Source organism: Bacillus sp. JNUCC-21 (assembly GCF_041222765.1).
Lineage (GTDB): Bacteria > Bacillota > Bacilli > Bacillales > Bacillaceae > Bacillus > Bacillus velezensis.
In genome coordinates this window covers 3,549,630-3,566,116 of sequence record NZ_CP166019.1, presented here as the reverse complement: position 1 = coordinate 3,566,116, position 16,487 = coordinate 3,549,630, and the positions used below count along the sequence as shown (strand labels likewise).

Below are 16,487 nucleotides of genomic sequence, written 5' to 3'. Positions count from 1 at the left end.
CCCTTTTTTCTTTTCATTATAAACAGAGATGAAGACATGAAGCGAATAAAAGCCTTTTCATCAGCATATCATCAGTAACGCTTCCGTTCTAAAAATGATCTGACTTCCTGAACGGACAAGCCGAGTTCTTTGGCTTCCTGCATCAGCGCTTTCCATTCCTCAATGTTGGATTCAGTCAGTTTTCTGTTGCGGTAGGGTGCGGGCTCCGGGCGTTTTTCAGTCAGTTTGTTCGTAAAGGTGAACAGTTCTTCTTTCGGCATGCCTGACTGCACGGCCTGCACAAGGTGGATGCGCCACTCATCTTCCGTGCCTCCCATGTGATGCAGCATCGTTTCGGCATCAAAAAGCTCCGTCAGATCGACCTGCAGGGTGGCAGATACCTTTTTCAGAAATTGGATGGATGGATTTGAGTGAACCCCCCGTTCTATCTTGCTTAAATAAGATTTAGAGACACCTGCTTCAACTGCTAGCTGATTAATAGAGTAGCCTTTTCTTCTGCGGTATAAACGAATTATTCTTCCAATCATTGTGCTGAATTCTCCCCTGTATACTGGCGTTTTTTTGTTCATTATAAGAAATTTTTTGTTCTTTATAAAATTTAAAATTATAAGGTAAGTGCAGTAAATAAGAGGAAAATCATGATAATGTTCTTTAAAAAGAACTAAATGGCTTAATTTGAAATTTTCAAATTTCGACCTTTTCTTTTATAATCCAATCATTAACAGAAGGGGGCGTTTAAGCCTGATGCAATAAGGATGAGGCTGTAATTACATGAATGAGAATATGAGTTTTAAAGAATTATTTGACATTATTAAACACAGATTTTTACTGATTTTTATCATGACAGCAGTTGTAACGCTGGTGACGGGATACATCCAATTCCGGGTGATTTCGCCCGTTTATCAGGCATCAACCCAAGTGCTCATTCATGAAACAAGCGGTGAAAAAAATTCGAATCTCAGCGACGTTCAGCTGAATCTTCATTACAACAATACGTTTCAAACGATAATGAAAAGCCCGGTAGTGCTTGAGAAAGTGAAGCAGACGCTGCATCTTTCTGAGACGGCATCCGCTTTAAAAGCAAAGATCACGACAAGCAGCGAAACCGATTCAGAGATCATAACCATAGCGGTGCAGGACGAAAATCCGAAACAGGCCGCCGCTATAGCGAACACGCTGATGAAGACATTTAAAAAAGAAGTCCGTGACAGGATGAATATAAAAGGCGTCATTGTTTTGTCTGAGGCAAAAGCATCGGAAAGCCCGATGGTCAAGCCTTCGCGCATCAGGAATATCATGATGGCGTTCGGTGCGGCTCTCATGGCGGGTGTGACGCTTGCGTTTTTTCTCCACTTTCTTGATGAAACCGTTAAAAGCGAGCGGCAGCTCAGCGAAAAAACAGACTTGCCTGTTTTAGGGGTTGTGTATGACATCAAAAATCAGCAGACACGGTCTGATGAAAAACATTTCGGGGAGTGAGGCGTTTGGGATTCAGAAAAAAGAAATCAAGAAGGGGACTGGCTCAAATATCCGTTTTACATCACAAATCATTGGTGGCTGAACAATACCGCACCATTCGGACAAATATTGAGTTCTCCTCTGTTCAGACCCATTTGCGCTCTATTCTCGTCACTTCTTCCGTTCCGGGAGAAGGAAAATCATTCAGCGCCGCCAACCTTGCCGCGGTATTTGCGCAGCAGGAAAAAAAGGTGCTGCTCGTCGATGCGGATTTACGAAAACCGACGATACACGAGACCTATCAGCTTGAAAATGTACAAGGCCTTACGAATGTGTTAGTCGGAAACGCTTCCCTCGGCGAAACGGTGCAAAAAACGCTGATTGATAACCTTTACGTCTTAACGAGCGGGCCGACGCCGCCGAATCCGGCTGAGCTTTTATCTTCAAAGGCGATGGGAGAGCTGATTCAGGAGATGTACAGCCGGTACAGTCTGGTTATTTTCGATTCACCTCCGCTTTTGGCTGTGGCGGACGGACAGATTTTAGCGAACCAGACAGATGGAAGCGTTCTCGTCGTCTTGAGCGGAAAAACGAAAATGGATACCGTCCAAAAGGCGAGAGACGCTCTCCAGCAGTCAAAGGCAAAGCTTTTGGGGGCGCTGCTGAATAAAAAGAAAATCAAAAAAACGGAGCACTACTCGTATTGAGGGGTGCAGGTGATGTCTCCTTACCTTTATCAACGGAGGCACTCGGCTCTGCTGTGGGCGGCGTTTTTCGCCGCCTTAGATGCTGGTCGTCGGTGGCGGGGTGTGAGGACGGGTTAAATGCCCAATTTTATCTTAAGATGATGCATTGTTATCGGCTTAGCTGTTATGTCTGTTTTTACGAAAACCGTATCAGCTAAACCGATAAATGAGGAGGGGAAAGATTGACTTACCGGAGAAGACTTTCAATGATTTTTGCATTGGATACGTATCTCGTTTTACTTTCCGTTGTTATAGGATATCAATTTTTTGAGGATTCTTATCACTTTTATGACTCCGGAGCGTTGCTGCTGACTGCCGTGAGCATGCTGATCAGCCATCATGTATGCGCTTTTATGTTTCACCAGTATAAGCAGGTATGGACGTACACGGGAATAGGCGAGCTGCTTGCCTTAATGAAGGGGATCACGCTGTCAGCAGCTGTGACAGCCGCCGTCCAATACGGGGTGTTCCACACGATTTTGTTCCGGCTGTTGGCCGTCAGCTGGATGGTTCAGTTATTGTTCATCGGAGGAAGCCGGATGATTTCACGGGTGCTGAAAGAAACGATCGGCAGGAAGCAAAATGACTCTTCCAGGGCGCTGATCGTCGGCGCAGGTGCGGGGGGGACGCTGCTCGTCCGTCAGCTTACCCAGAAAAACGATCTCGGAATCATGCCTGTGGCTTTTATTGATGATGATCAGACGAAGCATAAGCTCGAAATCATGGGCCTGCCCGTCATCGGCGGAAAAGAAAGCATTATGCCGGCGGTGCAGAGGCTGAGAATCCACCATATTATCATTGCCATTCCGTCTCTTTGCACCCATGAGCTTCAGACGTTATACAAAGAATGTGTGCAGACGGGCGCCCATATTAAAATCATGCCGCAATTTGATGAGATCCTGCTCGGAACGCAGGCTGCCGGACACATCAGAGATGTAAAAGCCGAAGATCTGCTCGGCAGAAAGCCGGTCACCCTTGATACGAGCAAAATTTCTGACAGCATCAAGGGAAAAACGATTCTGGTCACAGGCGCCGGCGGCTCAATCGGTTCTGAGATCTGCCGCCAGATCAGCGCGTTTCTTCCGCGGGAAATCGTCCTTCTCGGCCACGGGGAGAACAGCATTCATTCCGTACATACCGAGCTGTCCGCACGCTTCGGCAAAGAGGTCCTCTTTCACGCGGAGATCGCCGATATTCAGGACAGAGATAAAATCTTTACTTTGATGAAAAAATACGAGCCGCACGTCGTCTATCATGCGGCTGCCCATAAACATGTGCCGTTAATGGAACATAATCCGGAAGAAGCCGTTAAAAACAACATTATCGGCACGAAAAATGTCGCCGAAGCCGCCGACATGTGCGGAACGGAAACCTTCGTGCTGATTTCTTCTGACAAAGCGGTCAATCCGGCCAATGTCATGGGCGCGACGAAACGGTTTGCGGAAATGGTCATCATGAACCTCGGAAAGGTCAGCAGCACCAAATTCGCCGCCGTCCGTTTCGGAAATGTGCTCGGAAGCCGCGGCAGCGTCATTCCGATTTTCAAAAAGCAGATTGAAAAAGGCGGACCCGTCACCGTCACGCATCCGGCGATGACAAGATATTTTATGACGATTCCCGAAGCGTCAAGACTCGTCATTCAGGCCGGGGCGCTTGCAAAAGGGCGGCAGATTTTCGTTCTGGATATGGGAGAACCCGTCAAAATCGTCGATCTGGCAAAAAACCTGATTCATTTATCAGGCTATACGACAGAACAGATTCCCATCGAATTCTCCGGCATCCGCCCGGGAGAAAAGATGTATGAAGAATTGCTGAATCATAATGAAGTACATACGGAGCAGATTTTTCCGAAAATCCATATCGGGAAAGCGGTGGACGGGAATTGGGCCGTGCTCATCCGTTTTATGGAGGAATTCAGCCGTCTGCCTGAAGAAGAGCTGAGAAAAAGGCTGTTTGAGGCGATCGAATCAGTACATGAAGAAGCGGCCGCAGGCGTGTGATGGGAGGACAGAAAGATGACGAAAAAAGTATTATTCTGCGCCACTGTCGATTATCATTTTAAAGCCTTTCATCTTCCGTATTTTCAATGGTTTCAGGATATGGGCTGGGAGGTGCACGTCGCGGCAGGCGGCAATATGAATCTTCCGTTCGTTGATGAAAAGTTTTCCATTCCGATCCGGCGCTCGCCGTTTCATCCCGAAAATCTTTCTGTTTACAGGCGGCTGAAACGGCTTATTCAGGACAACGGCTACGACATGATTCACTGCCATACGCCGGTCGGCGGCGTGCTCGCACGCCTTGCGGCGAGACAAGCGCGCCAAAAAGGGACAAAGGTGCTGTACACCGCGCACGGCTTTCACTTCTGCGACGGAGCGCCCCTGAAAAACTGGCTTCTTTATTACCCGATCGAAAAATTTCTTTCTTCTTACACGGATTGTTTAATTACGATTAATGAAGAGGATTACGAACGGGCCAAGCAAATGAAAAAAACAGCTTGCGGCGCGAAAAAAATACACGGCATCGGGGTGAATACAGACAGGTTTCGCCCTGTGAGCCGGGAAGAGAGTGAACGTCTGAGAGAAAAACACGGCTTCGGCGCTGGGGAATTTATTCTCGTATACCCCGCTGAATTAAACGGCAATAAAAACCAAGGACTTCTCATTGAGACTGCGGCACTGCTGAAGAACCGCATCCCGGAGCTGAAACTCGTATTTGCCGGAGAAGGCGGGATGGAAGCGCCGTACAGAAAAAAGGCTGAATCACTCGGTGTACCCGACATGGTGCGGTTTTACGGTTTTTGCCGCGATATTCATGAACTGATTCAGCTTGCTGATCTGTCTGTCGCCTCAAGCATCCGCGAAGGGCTCGGCATGAATCTGCTTGAAGGAATGGCTGCCGAAAAGCCGGCCGTTGCCGCGGACAACAGGGGGCACCGTGAGATCATCGAAGACGGTGTGAACGGTTTTCTCGTGCCGGCCGGGGACAGCGCGGCGTTTGCCGATCGGATTGAAAAGCTGTACCGCTCCCCGTGTCTGCGAAAAGCAATGGGACAAGAAGGGCGCAGGACGGCGGAATGTTTTTCGGAAACACGTACGGTAAAGGAAATGGCGCACATTTACGCCGGTTATATGGATAAAAAGGAGAAAAGCGTATGAATCCAGGAGCACAACCGAAAATTTCCGTCATCATGGGAATTTATAATTGCGAAGAGACTTTAGCGGAGAGTATTGAATCCATCCTGAGCCAATCTTATAAGAATTGGGAACTGATTATGTGTGATGACGCGTCAACTGACGGAACGTATCAGATTGCGCGCCGTTACGCGGATCATTACGGCGACCGGATTACGCTGATTCAAAATCAGACAAATCAACGGCTTGCCGCTTCGCTGAACCGCTGTCTGACATACGCAACGGGGGATTATATCGCCAGGCAGGACGGTGATGACATCTCCAACCCGAGGAGACTGGAAAAACAGGCCGCTTTCTTAAACAAGCACGCCCACTATCAAGTCGTAGGCACGGGGATGCTCGTATTTGACGAATTCGGCGTAAGGGGCGCCCGGCTTTTGCCGCCCGTGCCGAAACCGGGAATTATGGCGAAAGGCACACCGTTCTGCCACGGCACCGTTATGATGCGGGCCGAAGCGTACAAAGCGCTTGGCGGCTACCGGTCAGTCAGGCGGACGCGGCGGATGGAGGATATCGATTTGTGGCTGCGCTTTTTTGAAGCGGGTTTCCGGGGGTACAATCTTCAAGAAACGCTGTATAAAGTCAGAGAGGACAGTGATGCGTTTAAAAGGAGATCGTTTACGTATTCCATTGATAACGCGGTCCTCGTTTTTCAGGCATGCAGACGGCTGAAGCTGCCGCTTTCCCATTACGCGTATATCGCAAAACCGCTCATCCGCGCCATTACGCCGCCCGCGGTCATGAACCGTTATCATAAAAACAGGGACATCCGCCAAAAAGAAGGGCTTGCCGAACATGACTGACAAACCGATGCGGGTGCTGCACATCTTCAGCGGGATGAACAGGGGCGGCGCAGAAACGATGATGATGAATTTGTACCGGAAGATGGACAGAACGAAGGTGCAGTTTGATTTTTTAACCCATAGGAACGATCCGTGCGCTTATGATGAGGAAATTCTCGCTCTCGGCGGACGGCTTTTTTATGTGCCGAGCATCGGCAGCACAAACCCGATTACATTTGTGAAACAGGTCAAGCGGGTGATTCAGGAAAAAGGCCCGTTTGCCGCCGTGCACGCCCATACCGATTTTCAGTCGGGATTCATCGCGCTTGCCGCTCGTTTAGCCGGCGTCCCGGTGCGGATCTGCCATTCGCACAGTACGTCGTGGCGGGGGCGGGCGTCGCGGCTTGCCGGGATGCAGCTGTTTGTTTTCAGACGGCTGATCACGGCAAACGCCACGGCACTGTGCGCCTGCGGAGAAGACGCGGGCCGTTTCTTATTCGGGAAAGAAAAAGACGTGCATCTTTTGCCGAACGGCATTGATCTCGACTTATTTGCCGGCGGGTGCGCGGACACAGAAGCTGAAAAAAGGAAGCGGGGCATTGCAGGCGGCCGTTTGGTGATCGGCCATATCGGCCGCTTTACAGAAGAAAAAAACCACGAATTTCTGCTCCGGCTGGCCGCTGATATGAAAGAGCGGGGCATCGGCTTACAGCTGATTCTCGCCGGAGACGGTCCGCTTCGCACCGATATGGAAAATCTGGCGGCGAAGCTGGGGCTTGATGATGATGTGCGTTTTATCGGCATAGAAGACCGCGTTCATGCCCTGCTGAAAACGCTGGATGTATTTGTCATGCCGTCTCTTTATGAAGGGCTGCCCGTCACGCTCGTTGAAGCGCAGGCCTCCGGGGTGCCGTGCGTAATATCAGACGGCATAACGGAAGAAGCCGATGCCGGGCTCGGGCTGGTCAAAAGGCTCAGCCTCAAAGAACCGCCCGGACAATGGGCATCCGCGGTGTTACGGGCAGCAGAGGCGGCAAAGCCTGACGGGGAGCGCATTAAAGAAACCCTCAGACGGCAGGGCTATGACGCGGGAGAAAATGCGGGGGCTGTTATGAAGCTTTACAATATGAATTGGAAAAAGGAACAGTAACGAATGATTGTATATGTAGTCAATATGGGAATTGTTTATATTTGGTCATGGTTCGCGAAAATGTGCGGCGGGCGTGATCAATCGCTTTCGACCGGATACCGGCCGAATCAGCTCGTCATGATCGTTCCGCTGCTTTCGCTCGTATTGGTCTCCGGTTTGCGCTACAGAGTCGGGACGGATTTTCAGACGTACGCGCTGATGTACAAGCTGGCGGGAAATTACGGAAGCATTTGGGAGATCTTCGGGTTCGGAGCGAAAAAAGCAGCCGTTGATCCGGGGTTTACGGCTCTCATCTGGCTCATGAATTTTATCACGAAAGATCCGCAAATCATGTATTTCACCGTGGCGGTCGTGACGTGCAGCTTTATTTTAAAGGGGCTCGTTGAGTTCGGCCGTCCGTTTGAGCTGAGTGTGTTTTTGTTTTTGGGCACGTATCACTATTACGCTTCCTTTAACGGGATCAGGCAGTATATGGTGGCGGCCGTTTTGTTTTGGGCAGTCCGCTACGTGATCAGCGGAAGCTGGAAGCGTTATATGTCAATCGTGCTGCTGTGTTCGCTTTTTCATTCCTCAGCGCTGATTATGATTCCGGTTTATTTTCTCGTCAGAAAAAAAGCCTGGTCGCCCGCGATTTTCGGACTGTCGGCATTGTTTCTTCTTATGACGTTTCTGTATCAGAAGTTCATTTCGCTGTTTGTCGTCGTGCTGGAAAACAGCTCGTACGGCCATTATGAGAAATGGCTGATGACCAATACGAATGGGATGAACGTCGTAAAAATCGCGGTGCTGCTTCTGCCGCTGTTTTTGGCTTTCTGCTATCGGGAGCGGCTGCGGAAGCTCTGGCCTGACATTGATGTCATCGTGAATTTCTGTCTGCTCGGCCTGCTCTTCGGTCTTTTGGCGACAAAGGATGTTATTTTCGCCCGGTTTAATATATATTTCGGCCTGTACCAAATGATCTTGATCCCTTATTTTGTGAGAATTTTTGATGAAAAATCAAATGCGCTGATTTATATCGCCATTATTGTCTGTTATTTTCTTTACAGTTACTTGCTTATGCCGGTCGATTCGTCTGTGCTTCCGTACAGAACGATTTTTTCCCGGTAATGGACATTGGAGGTTTATATGGAAACACCCGCGGTCAGTTTATTAATTGCTGTGTATAATACGGAAACTTATTTAGAAAGATGCTTAGATTCATTGCTCAATCAGTCGCTCGCCAATATCGAAATCGTGGCTGTTAATGACGGGTCAACGGATCAAAGCCCGGCGATTCTTGAAACCTATCAGAAGCGGGATGAGAGAATCCGGGTCATTCATCAGCAAAACCGTGGGCTCGGCGCGGTCCGCAACAGGGGGATCGAGGCGGCGCGCGGCGAATTTATCGCTTTTATTGATGCGGACGACTGGGTTGAACCTGATTATTGCCTGCGCATGTATGAAAAAGCGAAGGCTGATCAGGCTGATCTCGTGATTTGCGAATATGCGGCCGAGTTTGCGGATACGGGGAAAACCGCCGTTTCAACGATCGCTTCAGCGTACGCGGGGCGCCCGAAACAACTGTACCTGAAAGATTTATTTGAAGGAAGAGTCAGCGGTTTTTCATGGAACAAGCTGTACAAAAGAACCATGATCGAGCATCATCAGCTGCGCTTTCCGCTTCGTGATGAGCTGGAGCACGTGGAGGATCAGTACTTCAGCCTCCGGGCGCATGTTTTCGCAGGTGCGGTCTCGTACGTGGATCAGCCGCTCTATCATTATCGGATTCACTTGACTTCCATTGTGCAAAGCTATCAGAAAAAGCTGTTTGACTCAGGTCTCGTTCTCTATCGGCTGAACGAGGCTTTTTTGCGTGAAAACGGCTGCTTACAGGAATACCGGCAGGAGCTGGATTTTTTCATCGTTCAGCACGGAACAGTCTGCCTGCTGAATGAATGGAAGCGGAATAACGGCGGCCGGTTTTCTGAGAAGTGGAAGAATATCAGCCGGATATGCGCTGATCCCGTGTTTCGCCTGAGCCTTTCCAAAACCGGAACGGCGCCGTTTGACGCCAAACGCTCATGCCTTCTGCTTTTGGCGAAGCTGAAGCTGATTCCGTTCGTGTCGCTGGCATCAGCCGCGTATCAGCGGGCAATCGAGTACAAAATGAAAATCAGAGGGTGAAGACATGTCGATACAATCTTTAAAAATCAATCTCGCGGAATGGCTGTTGCTTAAGGTCAAATACCCGTCCCAATTTCATTTCGGAACGGCAGCGGATGGGGCGGGGCTTACAGCGGCAAGAAAAAAGATCATTCTGACGCTGCTCCCGTCCCACGATAATCTCGGCGATCACGCCATCGCCTACGCAAGCAAAACGTTTCTTGAACGGGAGTATCCCGATTTTGACATTGTCGAGGTGGATATGAAGGATATATACAAATCCGCAAAAGCGCTGATCAAAAAGCGCCACCCCGATGATATGGTATTCATCATCGGCGGCGGGAACATGGGGGATTTGTACCGATATGAGGAATGGACGCGCCGCTTTATCATCAAAACATTCCGGGAATATCGGATCGTTCAGCTTCCGGCGACGGCTCATTTTTCTGAATCAAAAAAGGGACGGAAGGAACTGAAGCGCGCCCGAAAAGTGTACAATGCGCATCCCGACCTTTTGTTAATGGCGAGAGATGAGACGACGTATCAATGGATGAAGCGTCATTTTCCCGGAAAAACAGTGCTCAAACAGCCTGACATGGTCTTATATTTGGATAAAAGCGAGCGGCACATCCCGCGGGAAGGGATCTACCTCTGTTTACGGGAGGATAAGGAGAGTGCGCTGACGGCTGAGGACAGAACGATGGTTAAAGAAGCTTTGGCAAAAGAGTACGGCGAGCTGCATTCCTTTACGACGACGGTCGGCCGGAGGGTCAGCCGCCATACACGTGAAAAAGAGCTGGAGGCGCTTTGGAATACGCTGAAAGGCGCGGAAGCCGTCGTCACTGACAGGCTTCACGGGATGATTTTTTGTGCGCTGACGAAAACGCCTTGTGTCGTCATTCGTTCGTTTGATCATAAAGTGATGGAAGGCTATCAATGGCTGAAAAACATACCGAACATGACATTGCTTGAACGTCCAGACCCTGAAGCCGTAACGTCCGCCGTAAACCGGATGCTCAGCGGCAAGCATGAGGAAGGCGGTTCTTTGCGCAGTGTTTATTTTGCCGGGCTGCGCTCGAAAATCAGCGGTGATGCCCAATGACCGCGCCGCTTGTGAGCGTGATCGTGCCGATGTATAAGACAGAGCCTTTTATGAAAGAATGCGCGGTTTCTTTAACAAAACAGACGCTGAGAGACATCGAAATCATTTTCGTCAATGACGGTTCACCGGATCGGTCAGGCCGGATTGCTGAACAATTCGCCGCAGAAGATGCGAGAATCCGGGTGATTCATAAAGAAAACGGCGGCCTCAGCTCGGCCCGCAATGCCGGAATAAAAGCCGCCCGCGGCCGTTATATCGGTTTTGCGGACGGCGATGACTATGTGACGGAAACGATGTTCGAAAGGCTTTATGAAGAAGCGGAGAAGAACCGGCTGGATATCGCCGGCTGCGGCTATTATAAAGAAACGCCGTCTAAGAAAAGAACATATATGCCGCCGTCCCTTCCGCCGGGCCGCGTCTTCACAGCGGATGAAATGACAGCATTGCTGACCCGTGCGCACGAACATCGGTTTATTTGGTATGTGTGGCGCTATATATACCGGAGAGAAGCATTGCAAGGGCTGTTGTTCCATGAAGATATCCGATTCGCCGAAGATTCTCCGTTTAACTTGGCAGCGTTCCGCCGAGCCGCGCGTATCAAAGTGATAGACGAAGGGCTGTATATCTACCGGGAAAATCCGCAAAGTCTTACAGAAACACCGTTTAAGCCCCACTTAGATCACGAACTGCAAAAGCAATATAAAGCGAAAATGGCTTTTTATGAGGAAAACGGGCTGACGGACGCCTGCCGGAGCGATATCGATACATATTTGTGCAAGCATCAGATTCCGATGCTGATCGCCAACGCATGCGCCGCCCCGCAGCCGTCACATCAGATTACGGCGCACATCGGCAGAATCTTAACGTATGACATGGTAAAAACGGCGGTGCGCAGGACGCCGTGCCGCCATAAACAGCTGCTGGCGGGGGAGCGCGTGGTGCTCGGTCTGTGCAAAATGCGCCTTCCTCTTCTTCTGTATGCGTTTTTCGAACGGAAATCGAAAGAGAAAGGCAGTGCGGAAGGAGCATGAAATTTGCCATTAATTTCGGCGCCAATGTGACGGCGTTTTTACTATCGGTGTTTTTATCAGTGTGGATGACGCCCTTTATTGTGAAAACATTAGGTGTGGAGGCTTTTGGGTTTGTCCATCTGACACAGAATATCATTAACTATTTCTCTATTATTACCGTTGCGCTGAGCTCTGTCGTTGTGAGGTTTTTCTCCGTCGCCGCCCACAGGGGGAACAGGGACGAGGCCAATGCGTATGTAAGCAATTATTTAGCCGCGTCTGTCGTGATATCTCTATTACTCGCTGTGCCGCTCGCCGGGACTGCTTTTTTTATTGACAAGATTATGAATGTGCCGGCCGGGCTCTTAACGGATGTGAGGCTGTCTATCGTGATCGGCAGCGTGCTGTTTATGCTGACGTTTTTTATGGCGGGGTTCGCGACGGGGCCGTTTTTTGCCAACAAGCTTTATATCACAAGCTCCATTCAGGCCGTGCAAATGCTGGTCAGGGTGCTGTGTGTGCTCGCTCTGTTTACGTGCCTGCCGCCGAAAATCTGGCAGATCCAGCTTTCGGCATTAGCGGGAGCCGTCTGTGCGGCCGTGCTGACTTTTTTCTTCTTTAAGAAATTGATTCCGTGGTTTTCTTTCAGCCGTAAAACCTTGTCATTACAGACGAGCAAAGTGCTGTTTTCGGCCGGTGCCTGGAGCTCTGTCAACCAGATCGGCGTGCTGCTGTTTCTGCAGATTGACCTCATGACGGCCAACCTCGTGCTGGGGCCGTCTGAGGCGGGTGTCTATGCGGCGATTATTCAATTCCCGCTCCTGCTCAGAAGTCTTGCCGGGACGCTTGCTTCACTGTTTGCGCCGGTTTTGACTTCCTATTACTCAAAAGGGGATATGGAAGGTCTCCTGTCTTACGCCAATAAGGCTGTGCGGATGAACGGGCTTCTCCTCGCGCTTCCCGCCGCATTATTAGGAGGGCTTGCCGAACCGTTTCTGGCGATTTGGCTGGGCCCGTCGTTTGTGCAGACGGCGCCGCTTTTATACATTCACGCCGGGTATTTGGCGGTCAGTCTCTCTGTCATGCCGCTTTTTTACGTATGGACGGCTTTTAATAAACAAAAAACGCCCGCCGTCGTTACTTTATGTTTAGGCGGACTGAATGTCGTATTGGCCGTGGTTCTCAGCGGTCCGGCTCATCTCGGGCTGTACGGCATCACCATCGCCGGTGCAGTCTCTCTCATTTTGAAAAATGCTGTCTTCACGCCGCTGTATGTTTCGTATATTACGGGCTTTCAGAAAACCGCGTTTTACAAAGGCATGTTCGGCCCGTTGGCGGCGGCCGTATTTGCCTGGGCTGTCTGCCGGGGTATCCGGCTGTTTTCACCGCTTGACAGCTGGGCCGGCCTGATCGCCGCGGGGCTTGCCGTATGCATGAGCTATGCCGCATTCGCTTTTTTCTTCATTTGTACGAAAGAAGAAAGGCGGCTTGCTTTACAGAAATGCCGAAAAGTGAAAGGAGCTGTTCAGATTTGAAGGCGAAACGTGTATTTGATATAGCGGCCGCGATGTTGTTATTGTGCGGCGCGAGCGTCATCCTTCTCTTCGCCATGGCAGCCGTCAGATGCGCCATCGGGTCTCCGGTATTGTTCAAACAGACGAGACCGGGGCATAACGGTCGTCCGTTTACGTTGTATAAACTCAGAACGATGACGGATGCGCGTGATGAAAACGGTGTGCTGCTTCCGGATCATCTCCGTCTGACCAAAACGGGAAGGTTGATCAGAAAACTGAGCATCGATGAGCTTCCCCAGCTTTTTAATGTGCTCAAAGGAGATATCAGTCTTGTCGGCCCCCGCCCTTTGCTGATGGATTATCTGCCGCTTTACACGGCGGAGCAGGCGCGGCGCCACGAGGTGAAGCCGGGGATTACGGGCTGGGCGCAGATTAACGGGAGAAACGCGATTTCATGGGAGGAAAAATTCAAGCTCGACGTGTGGTACGTCGACAACCGCACATTTCTTCTCGACTTAAAGATTCTGCTTTTAACAGTGAAAAAAGTTCTCGTGTCAGAAGGCATACATCAAGCCGGCCATGTGACGGCAAAGCGCTTCACAGGCAGCGGAGATATGTCATCGTGAAAAAGGTCGTGCTGATCGGAAACGGCGGACACGGAAAAGTCGTGAAGGAAATCGTGCAGGCCCGTTCCGATATGGAGCTTGCGGGCGTATTGGATGACGGATTCAGCGGTTTTGCCGTTCGGAACGGTTTATATACGGGCCGGACGAAAGACGTGCCCATGCTTCGGAAACTCGTCCCCGAGGCCGTATTCACGATATGCATCGGCCGCAACGGCGTCAGAAAGCAGCTTGCTGAAACGCTTGGGCTTGAAGATGACGATTATGCCGCACTCATTCACCCCGGGGCGATCGTCAGTGAAACGGCTTCCGTCGGACACGGAACGGTTGTGATGGCGGGCGCCGTCATTCAGGCGGGCGCTGACATCGGCACCCATTGCATCATCAATACGGGGGCGGTTGCCGATCATGACAATGCAATCGGAGATTACGTCCATCTTTCACCGCGCGCGGCGCTTGCCGGCGGAGTGAAAGTCGGGGAAGGAACGCACCTCGGAATCGGCGCGTCCGTCATACCGCAGATTGACATCGGCCCTTGGTCCGTTATCGGCGCGGGGGCTGCGGTCATCAGCCGGATTCCCGGCCATGTGACGGCGGTCGGCGTTCCGGCCCGCGTCATCTCCCCTATCCATAATGAAAAAGGATGATTTCATGCAAACAAACAAACGGATTTATTTGTCTCCGCCTCATATGAGCGGAAAAGAACAGGAATACATCGCAGAAGCCTTCCGTTCCAATTGGATTGCCCCGCTCGGTCCGCTCGTCAATTCGTTTGAAGCGCGGCTCGCGGAATATGCGGGAGTGAAAAGCGCGGCGGCCGTAAGCTCGGGAACGGCCGCCATCCATCTTGCCCTGCGGCTTGCGGGTGTGAAAAAAGGAGACGCTGTATTTTGTCCTTCCTTTACGTTTGTCGCCACGGCGAATCCGATTGTGTATGAGCAGGCTGAGCCCGTTTTTATTGATTCGGAATGGGAGACGTGGAATATGTCGCCCGATGCGCTGGAGCGGGCGCTGCGGGATGCAAAGCGGCGCGGCAGACTCCCGAAAGCGGTGATCGCCGTCAATCTTTACGGCCAAAGCGCGAAAATGGATGAATTAATGAGCCTTTGTGACGCATACGGCGTCTGTCTGATTGAAGACGCTGCCGAGTCCTTAGGATCAACATATAAAGGCAGGCAGAGCGGCACGTTCGGCCGTTTCGGCATTTATTCCTTTAACGGCAACAAAATCATTACAACATCGGGAGGCGGCATGCTCGTGTCTGACGATGAAGCCGCGATTGAAAAAGCGAGGTTTCTTGCGTCCCAGGCGAGAGATGCCGCCGTTCATTACCAGCACAGCGAGCTCGGGTATAACTACAGGCTCAGCAACATTCTCGCGGGCGTGGGGATATCGCAGCTGGAAGTGCTCGAAGATCGCGTTCGGGCGAGGAGAGAAATCTTTCACAGGTATCGGGAAGCGCTGGAAACATATCCGGGCATCCGCATGATGCCGGAGCTTGAAGGAACGGTTTCAAACCGCTGGCTGACGGCTCTGACGCTTGATAACGGCGTGACGCCGGAAGAAGCCGTCGCCTGTCTTGCGGAACAGAACATTGAGGCCCGGCCGCTGTGGAAACCGCTGCATACGCAGCCGCTTTTCTCATCTTCCGTCTTTTATCCTCACAGCGAACATGAGCGTGTCTCTGAGAACCTTTTCAGCCGGGGCATCTGTCTGCCGTCCGGGTCTGACTTGTCTTCTGAGGAGCAGCAGCGTGTCATTGACGCACTTGCGCAACTGTTTGAAACGAAAGGGGAGAAAACATGGACAGCCGCCATGTTATGAGCCGATTAAAAGAAACGCTGACGGGTCTGCTCAGCGTTATACCGCCGCAATCTGACATCATTTATGCCGACTATCCCCTCTACGGAAATGTAGGGGATTTATTGATAATGAAAGGGACGGAGGCGTTTTTTAAAGCGCACGGCATCCGCGTGAAACAGCGCTGGAATCCCGACAATTTTCCATTCGGGCGCCGGGCGGACAAAAAGACGATCATCGTCTGTCAGGGTGGCGGAAATTTCGGGGATCTCTATCCGTACTATCAGACGTTCAGGGAAAAAATCGTCAAATCCTTTCCGGAAAACAGGATCGTCATCCTGCCGCAATCCATCTATTATCAGGATGAGACACGGCTTGAGAAGACATCGGCGCTTTTTGCGGAGCACAAGGATCTCCACCTGTTTACGAGAGATTATGTGTCATACGAAACTGCAAAACACTTCTTTTCGGCGAATCATATCGGGCTTATGCCTGACATGGCCCATCAGCTGTATCCGATGGCGGCGTCAGCGGCTCCGTCACGCGGCAGGCTTCATTTTATCCGCACGGATGGGGAAATCAATCCGAAGCTGCAAAACAATTCTTCCGTTAAAAGCTGCGACTGGCAGGATGTGCTGTCAGCAAGCGACCGCAGGGGAATCGCTTTTCTCCAAACGCTGAATGTTTTGAATAAAAAAGCGGGAAACCCGCTGCCGATTGCGCGGTTTTGGAAACGCTATTCCGATTTCTTAACGAAGAAAGCGGTCCTGTTTTTCAGCAGGTACGAATCGGTGGAAACGTCAAGGCTTCACGGCCACATTCTGTCCTCGCTTCTCGGGAAACCGAATACCGTCATTGATAATTCATACGGGAAAAACGCCAACTATTATTACACCTGGATGCACGAAGCGCCGGATGTCCGTCTGATCGGGGAAACCGCCGGCACGAAGGAAAACCTTCCGCTTTGAA

16 protein-coding genes are annotated in these 16,487 nt (G+C 50.8%); 15 read left to right on the top strand and 1 reads right to left on the bottom strand.

From position 1 onward, the window contains the following. Positions 1-71: 71 nt before the first annotated feature. Positions 72-527 carry an HTH-type transcriptional regulator SlrR gene (slrR, locus tag JNUCC21_RS18100; protein ID WP_003151541.1) on the bottom strand — a complete coding sequence of 152 codons (456 nt, stop codon included), beginning with the start codon at positions 525-527 and terminating at the stop codon, positions 72-74. A gap of 244 nt (positions 528-771) precedes the next feature. Between slrR and JNUCC21_RS18095 the strand changes: the two genes are divergently transcribed. The 15 genes from JNUCC21_RS18095 (at position 772) to JNUCC21_RS18025 (ending at position 16,486) form a co-directional block, all read left to right on the top strand. Beyond that, positions 772-1,479 carry a YveK family protein gene (locus tag JNUCC21_RS18095; RefSeq protein ID WP_012118514.1) on the top strand — a complete coding sequence of 236 codons (708 nt, stop codon included), beginning with the start codon at positions 772-774 and terminating at the stop codon, positions 1,477-1,479. A 5-nt stretch (positions 1,480-1,484) separates the two neighbouring features. After that, positions 1,485-2,165, top strand: coding sequence for a CpsD/CapB family tyrosine-protein kinase (locus JNUCC21_RS18090; RefSeq protein ID WP_007407393.1), 681 nt, complete (start codon positions 1,485-1,487; stop codon positions 2,163-2,165). Positions 2,166-2,386: 221 nt separating this feature from the next. Continuing rightward, positions 2,387-4,204: a nucleoside-diphosphate sugar epimerase/dehydratase gene (locus tag JNUCC21_RS18085; RefSeq protein ID WP_257726554.1), complete on the top strand. Its 1,818-nt coding sequence runs from the start codon at positions 2,387-2,389 to the stop codon at positions 4,202-4,204. Positions 4,205-4,219: 15 nt separating this feature from the next. After that, positions 4,220-5,359 (top strand): glycosyltransferase family 4 protein, encoded by a 1,140-nt coding sequence (locus JNUCC21_RS18080; protein ID WP_039063686.1) that lies wholly within the window; start codon positions 4,220-4,222, stop codon positions 5,357-5,359. Further along, positions 5,356-6,198, top strand: a complete 843-nt coding sequence (locus JNUCC21_RS18075) for a glycosyltransferase family 2 protein (protein WP_369878388.1) — start codon at positions 5,356-5,358, stop codon at positions 6,196-6,198. Before JNUCC21_RS18080 ends, JNUCC21_RS18075 begins: the two co-directional genes overlap by 4 nt. Continuing rightward, positions 6,191-7,327, top strand: coding sequence for a glycosyltransferase family 1 protein (locus JNUCC21_RS18070; RefSeq protein ID WP_007407389.1), 1,137 nt, complete (start codon positions 6,191-6,193; stop codon positions 7,325-7,327). The genes JNUCC21_RS18075 and JNUCC21_RS18070 overlap by 8 nt, the downstream gene beginning before the upstream one ends. Positions 7,328-7,330: 3 nt before the next feature. Then, positions 7,331-8,434: an EpsG family protein gene (locus tag JNUCC21_RS18065; protein WP_032867035.1), complete on the top strand. Its 1,104-nt coding sequence runs from the start codon at positions 7,331-7,333 to the stop codon at positions 8,432-8,434. An 18-nt stretch (positions 8,435-8,452) separates the two neighbouring features. Continuing rightward, positions 8,453-9,490 (top strand): glycosyltransferase family 2 protein, encoded by a 1,038-nt coding sequence (locus JNUCC21_RS18060; protein ID WP_031378303.1) that lies wholly within the window; start codon positions 8,453-8,455, stop codon positions 9,488-9,490. 4 nt (positions 9,491-9,494) lie between these two features. Further along, a complete protein-coding gene (locus JNUCC21_RS18055; RefSeq protein WP_072589597.1) occupies positions 9,495-10,571 on the top strand; it encodes a polysaccharide pyruvyl transferase family protein in 1,077 nt (358 codons plus the stop codon). Further along, the gene (locus tag JNUCC21_RS18050; RefSeq protein ID WP_072589596.1) at positions 10,568-11,602 is read left to right on the top strand and encodes a glycosyltransferase; all 1,035 of its coding nucleotides are present in this window, start codon (positions 10,568-10,570) and stop codon (positions 11,600-11,602) included. The genes JNUCC21_RS18055 and JNUCC21_RS18050 overlap by 4 nt, the downstream gene beginning before the upstream one ends. After that, a complete protein-coding gene (locus JNUCC21_RS18045; RefSeq protein ID WP_369878387.1) occupies positions 11,599-13,116 on the top strand; it encodes an MATE family efflux transporter in 1,518 nt (505 codons plus the stop codon). The genes JNUCC21_RS18050 and JNUCC21_RS18045 overlap by 4 nt, the downstream gene beginning before the upstream one ends. Beyond that, a complete protein-coding gene (locus tag JNUCC21_RS18040; RefSeq protein WP_012118505.1) occupies positions 13,113-13,721 on the top strand; it encodes a sugar transferase in 609 nt (202 codons plus the stop codon). Before JNUCC21_RS18045 ends, JNUCC21_RS18040 begins: the two co-directional genes overlap by 4 nt. Then, positions 13,718-14,365, top strand: a complete 648-nt coding sequence (locus JNUCC21_RS18035) for an acetyltransferase (protein ID WP_072589595.1) — start codon at positions 13,718-13,720, stop codon at positions 14,363-14,365. Before JNUCC21_RS18040 ends, JNUCC21_RS18035 begins: the two co-directional genes overlap by 4 nt. Positions 14,366-14,369: 4 nt before the next feature. Continuing rightward, entirely contained in the window at positions 14,370-15,542 is a 1,173-nt protein-coding gene (locus tag JNUCC21_RS18030; RefSeq protein ID WP_017418873.1) for a DegT/DnrJ/EryC1/StrS aminotransferase family protein, read from the top strand. Then, positions 15,521-16,486, top strand: a complete 966-nt coding sequence (locus tag JNUCC21_RS18025) for a polysaccharide pyruvyl transferase family protein (protein ID WP_335394729.1) — start codon at positions 15,521-15,523, stop codon at positions 16,484-16,486. Before JNUCC21_RS18030 ends, JNUCC21_RS18025 begins: the two co-directional genes overlap by 22 nt. The last annotated feature ends 1 nt before the right edge of the window (position 16,487 follow it).

What these genes read in the sequence shown, in the direction of transcription:
- JNUCC21_RS18075 (WP_369878388.1), top strand. Translation starts at nt 5,356, where the DNA reads ATGAATCCAGGAGCACAACCGAAAATTTCCGTCATCATGGGAATTTAT.
- slrR (WP_003151541.1), bottom strand. Translation starts at nt 527, where the DNA reads ATGATTGGAAGAATAATTCGTTTATACCGCAGAAGAAAAGGCTACTCT.
- JNUCC21_RS18080 (WP_039063686.1), top strand. Translation starts at nt 4,220, where the DNA reads ATGACGAAAAAAGTATTATTCTGCGCCACTGTCGATTATCATTTTAAA.
- JNUCC21_RS18050 (WP_072589596.1), top strand. Translation starts at nt 10,568, where the DNA reads ATGACCGCGCCGCTTGTGAGCGTGATCGTGCCGATGTATAAGACAGAG.
- JNUCC21_RS18070 (WP_007407389.1), top strand. Translation starts at nt 6,191, where the DNA reads ATGACTGACAAACCGATGCGGGTGCTGCACATCTTCAGCGGGATGAAC.
- JNUCC21_RS18030 (WP_017418873.1), top strand. Translation starts at nt 14,370, where the DNA reads ATGCAAACAAACAAACGGATTTATTTGTCTCCGCCTCATATGAGCGGA.
- JNUCC21_RS18095 (WP_012118514.1), top strand. Translation starts at nt 772, where the DNA reads ATGAATGAGAATATGAGTTTTAAAGAATTATTTGACATTATTAAACAC.
- JNUCC21_RS18045 (WP_369878387.1), top strand. Translation starts at nt 11,599, where the DNA reads ATGAAATTTGCCATTAATTTCGGCGCCAATGTGACGGCGTTTTTACTA.
- JNUCC21_RS18065 (WP_032867035.1), top strand. Translation starts at nt 7,331, where the DNA reads ATGATTGTATATGTAGTCAATATGGGAATTGTTTATATTTGGTCATGG.
- JNUCC21_RS18060 (WP_031378303.1), top strand. Translation starts at nt 8,453, where the DNA reads ATGGAAACACCCGCGGTCAGTTTATTAATTGCTGTGTATAATACGGAA.
- JNUCC21_RS18055 (WP_072589597.1), top strand. Translation starts at nt 9,495, where the DNA reads ATGTCGATACAATCTTTAAAAATCAATCTCGCGGAATGGCTGTTGCTT.
- JNUCC21_RS18025 (WP_335394729.1), top strand. Translation starts at nt 15,521, where the DNA reads ATGGACAGCCGCCATGTTATGAGCCGATTAAAAGAAACGCTGACGGGT.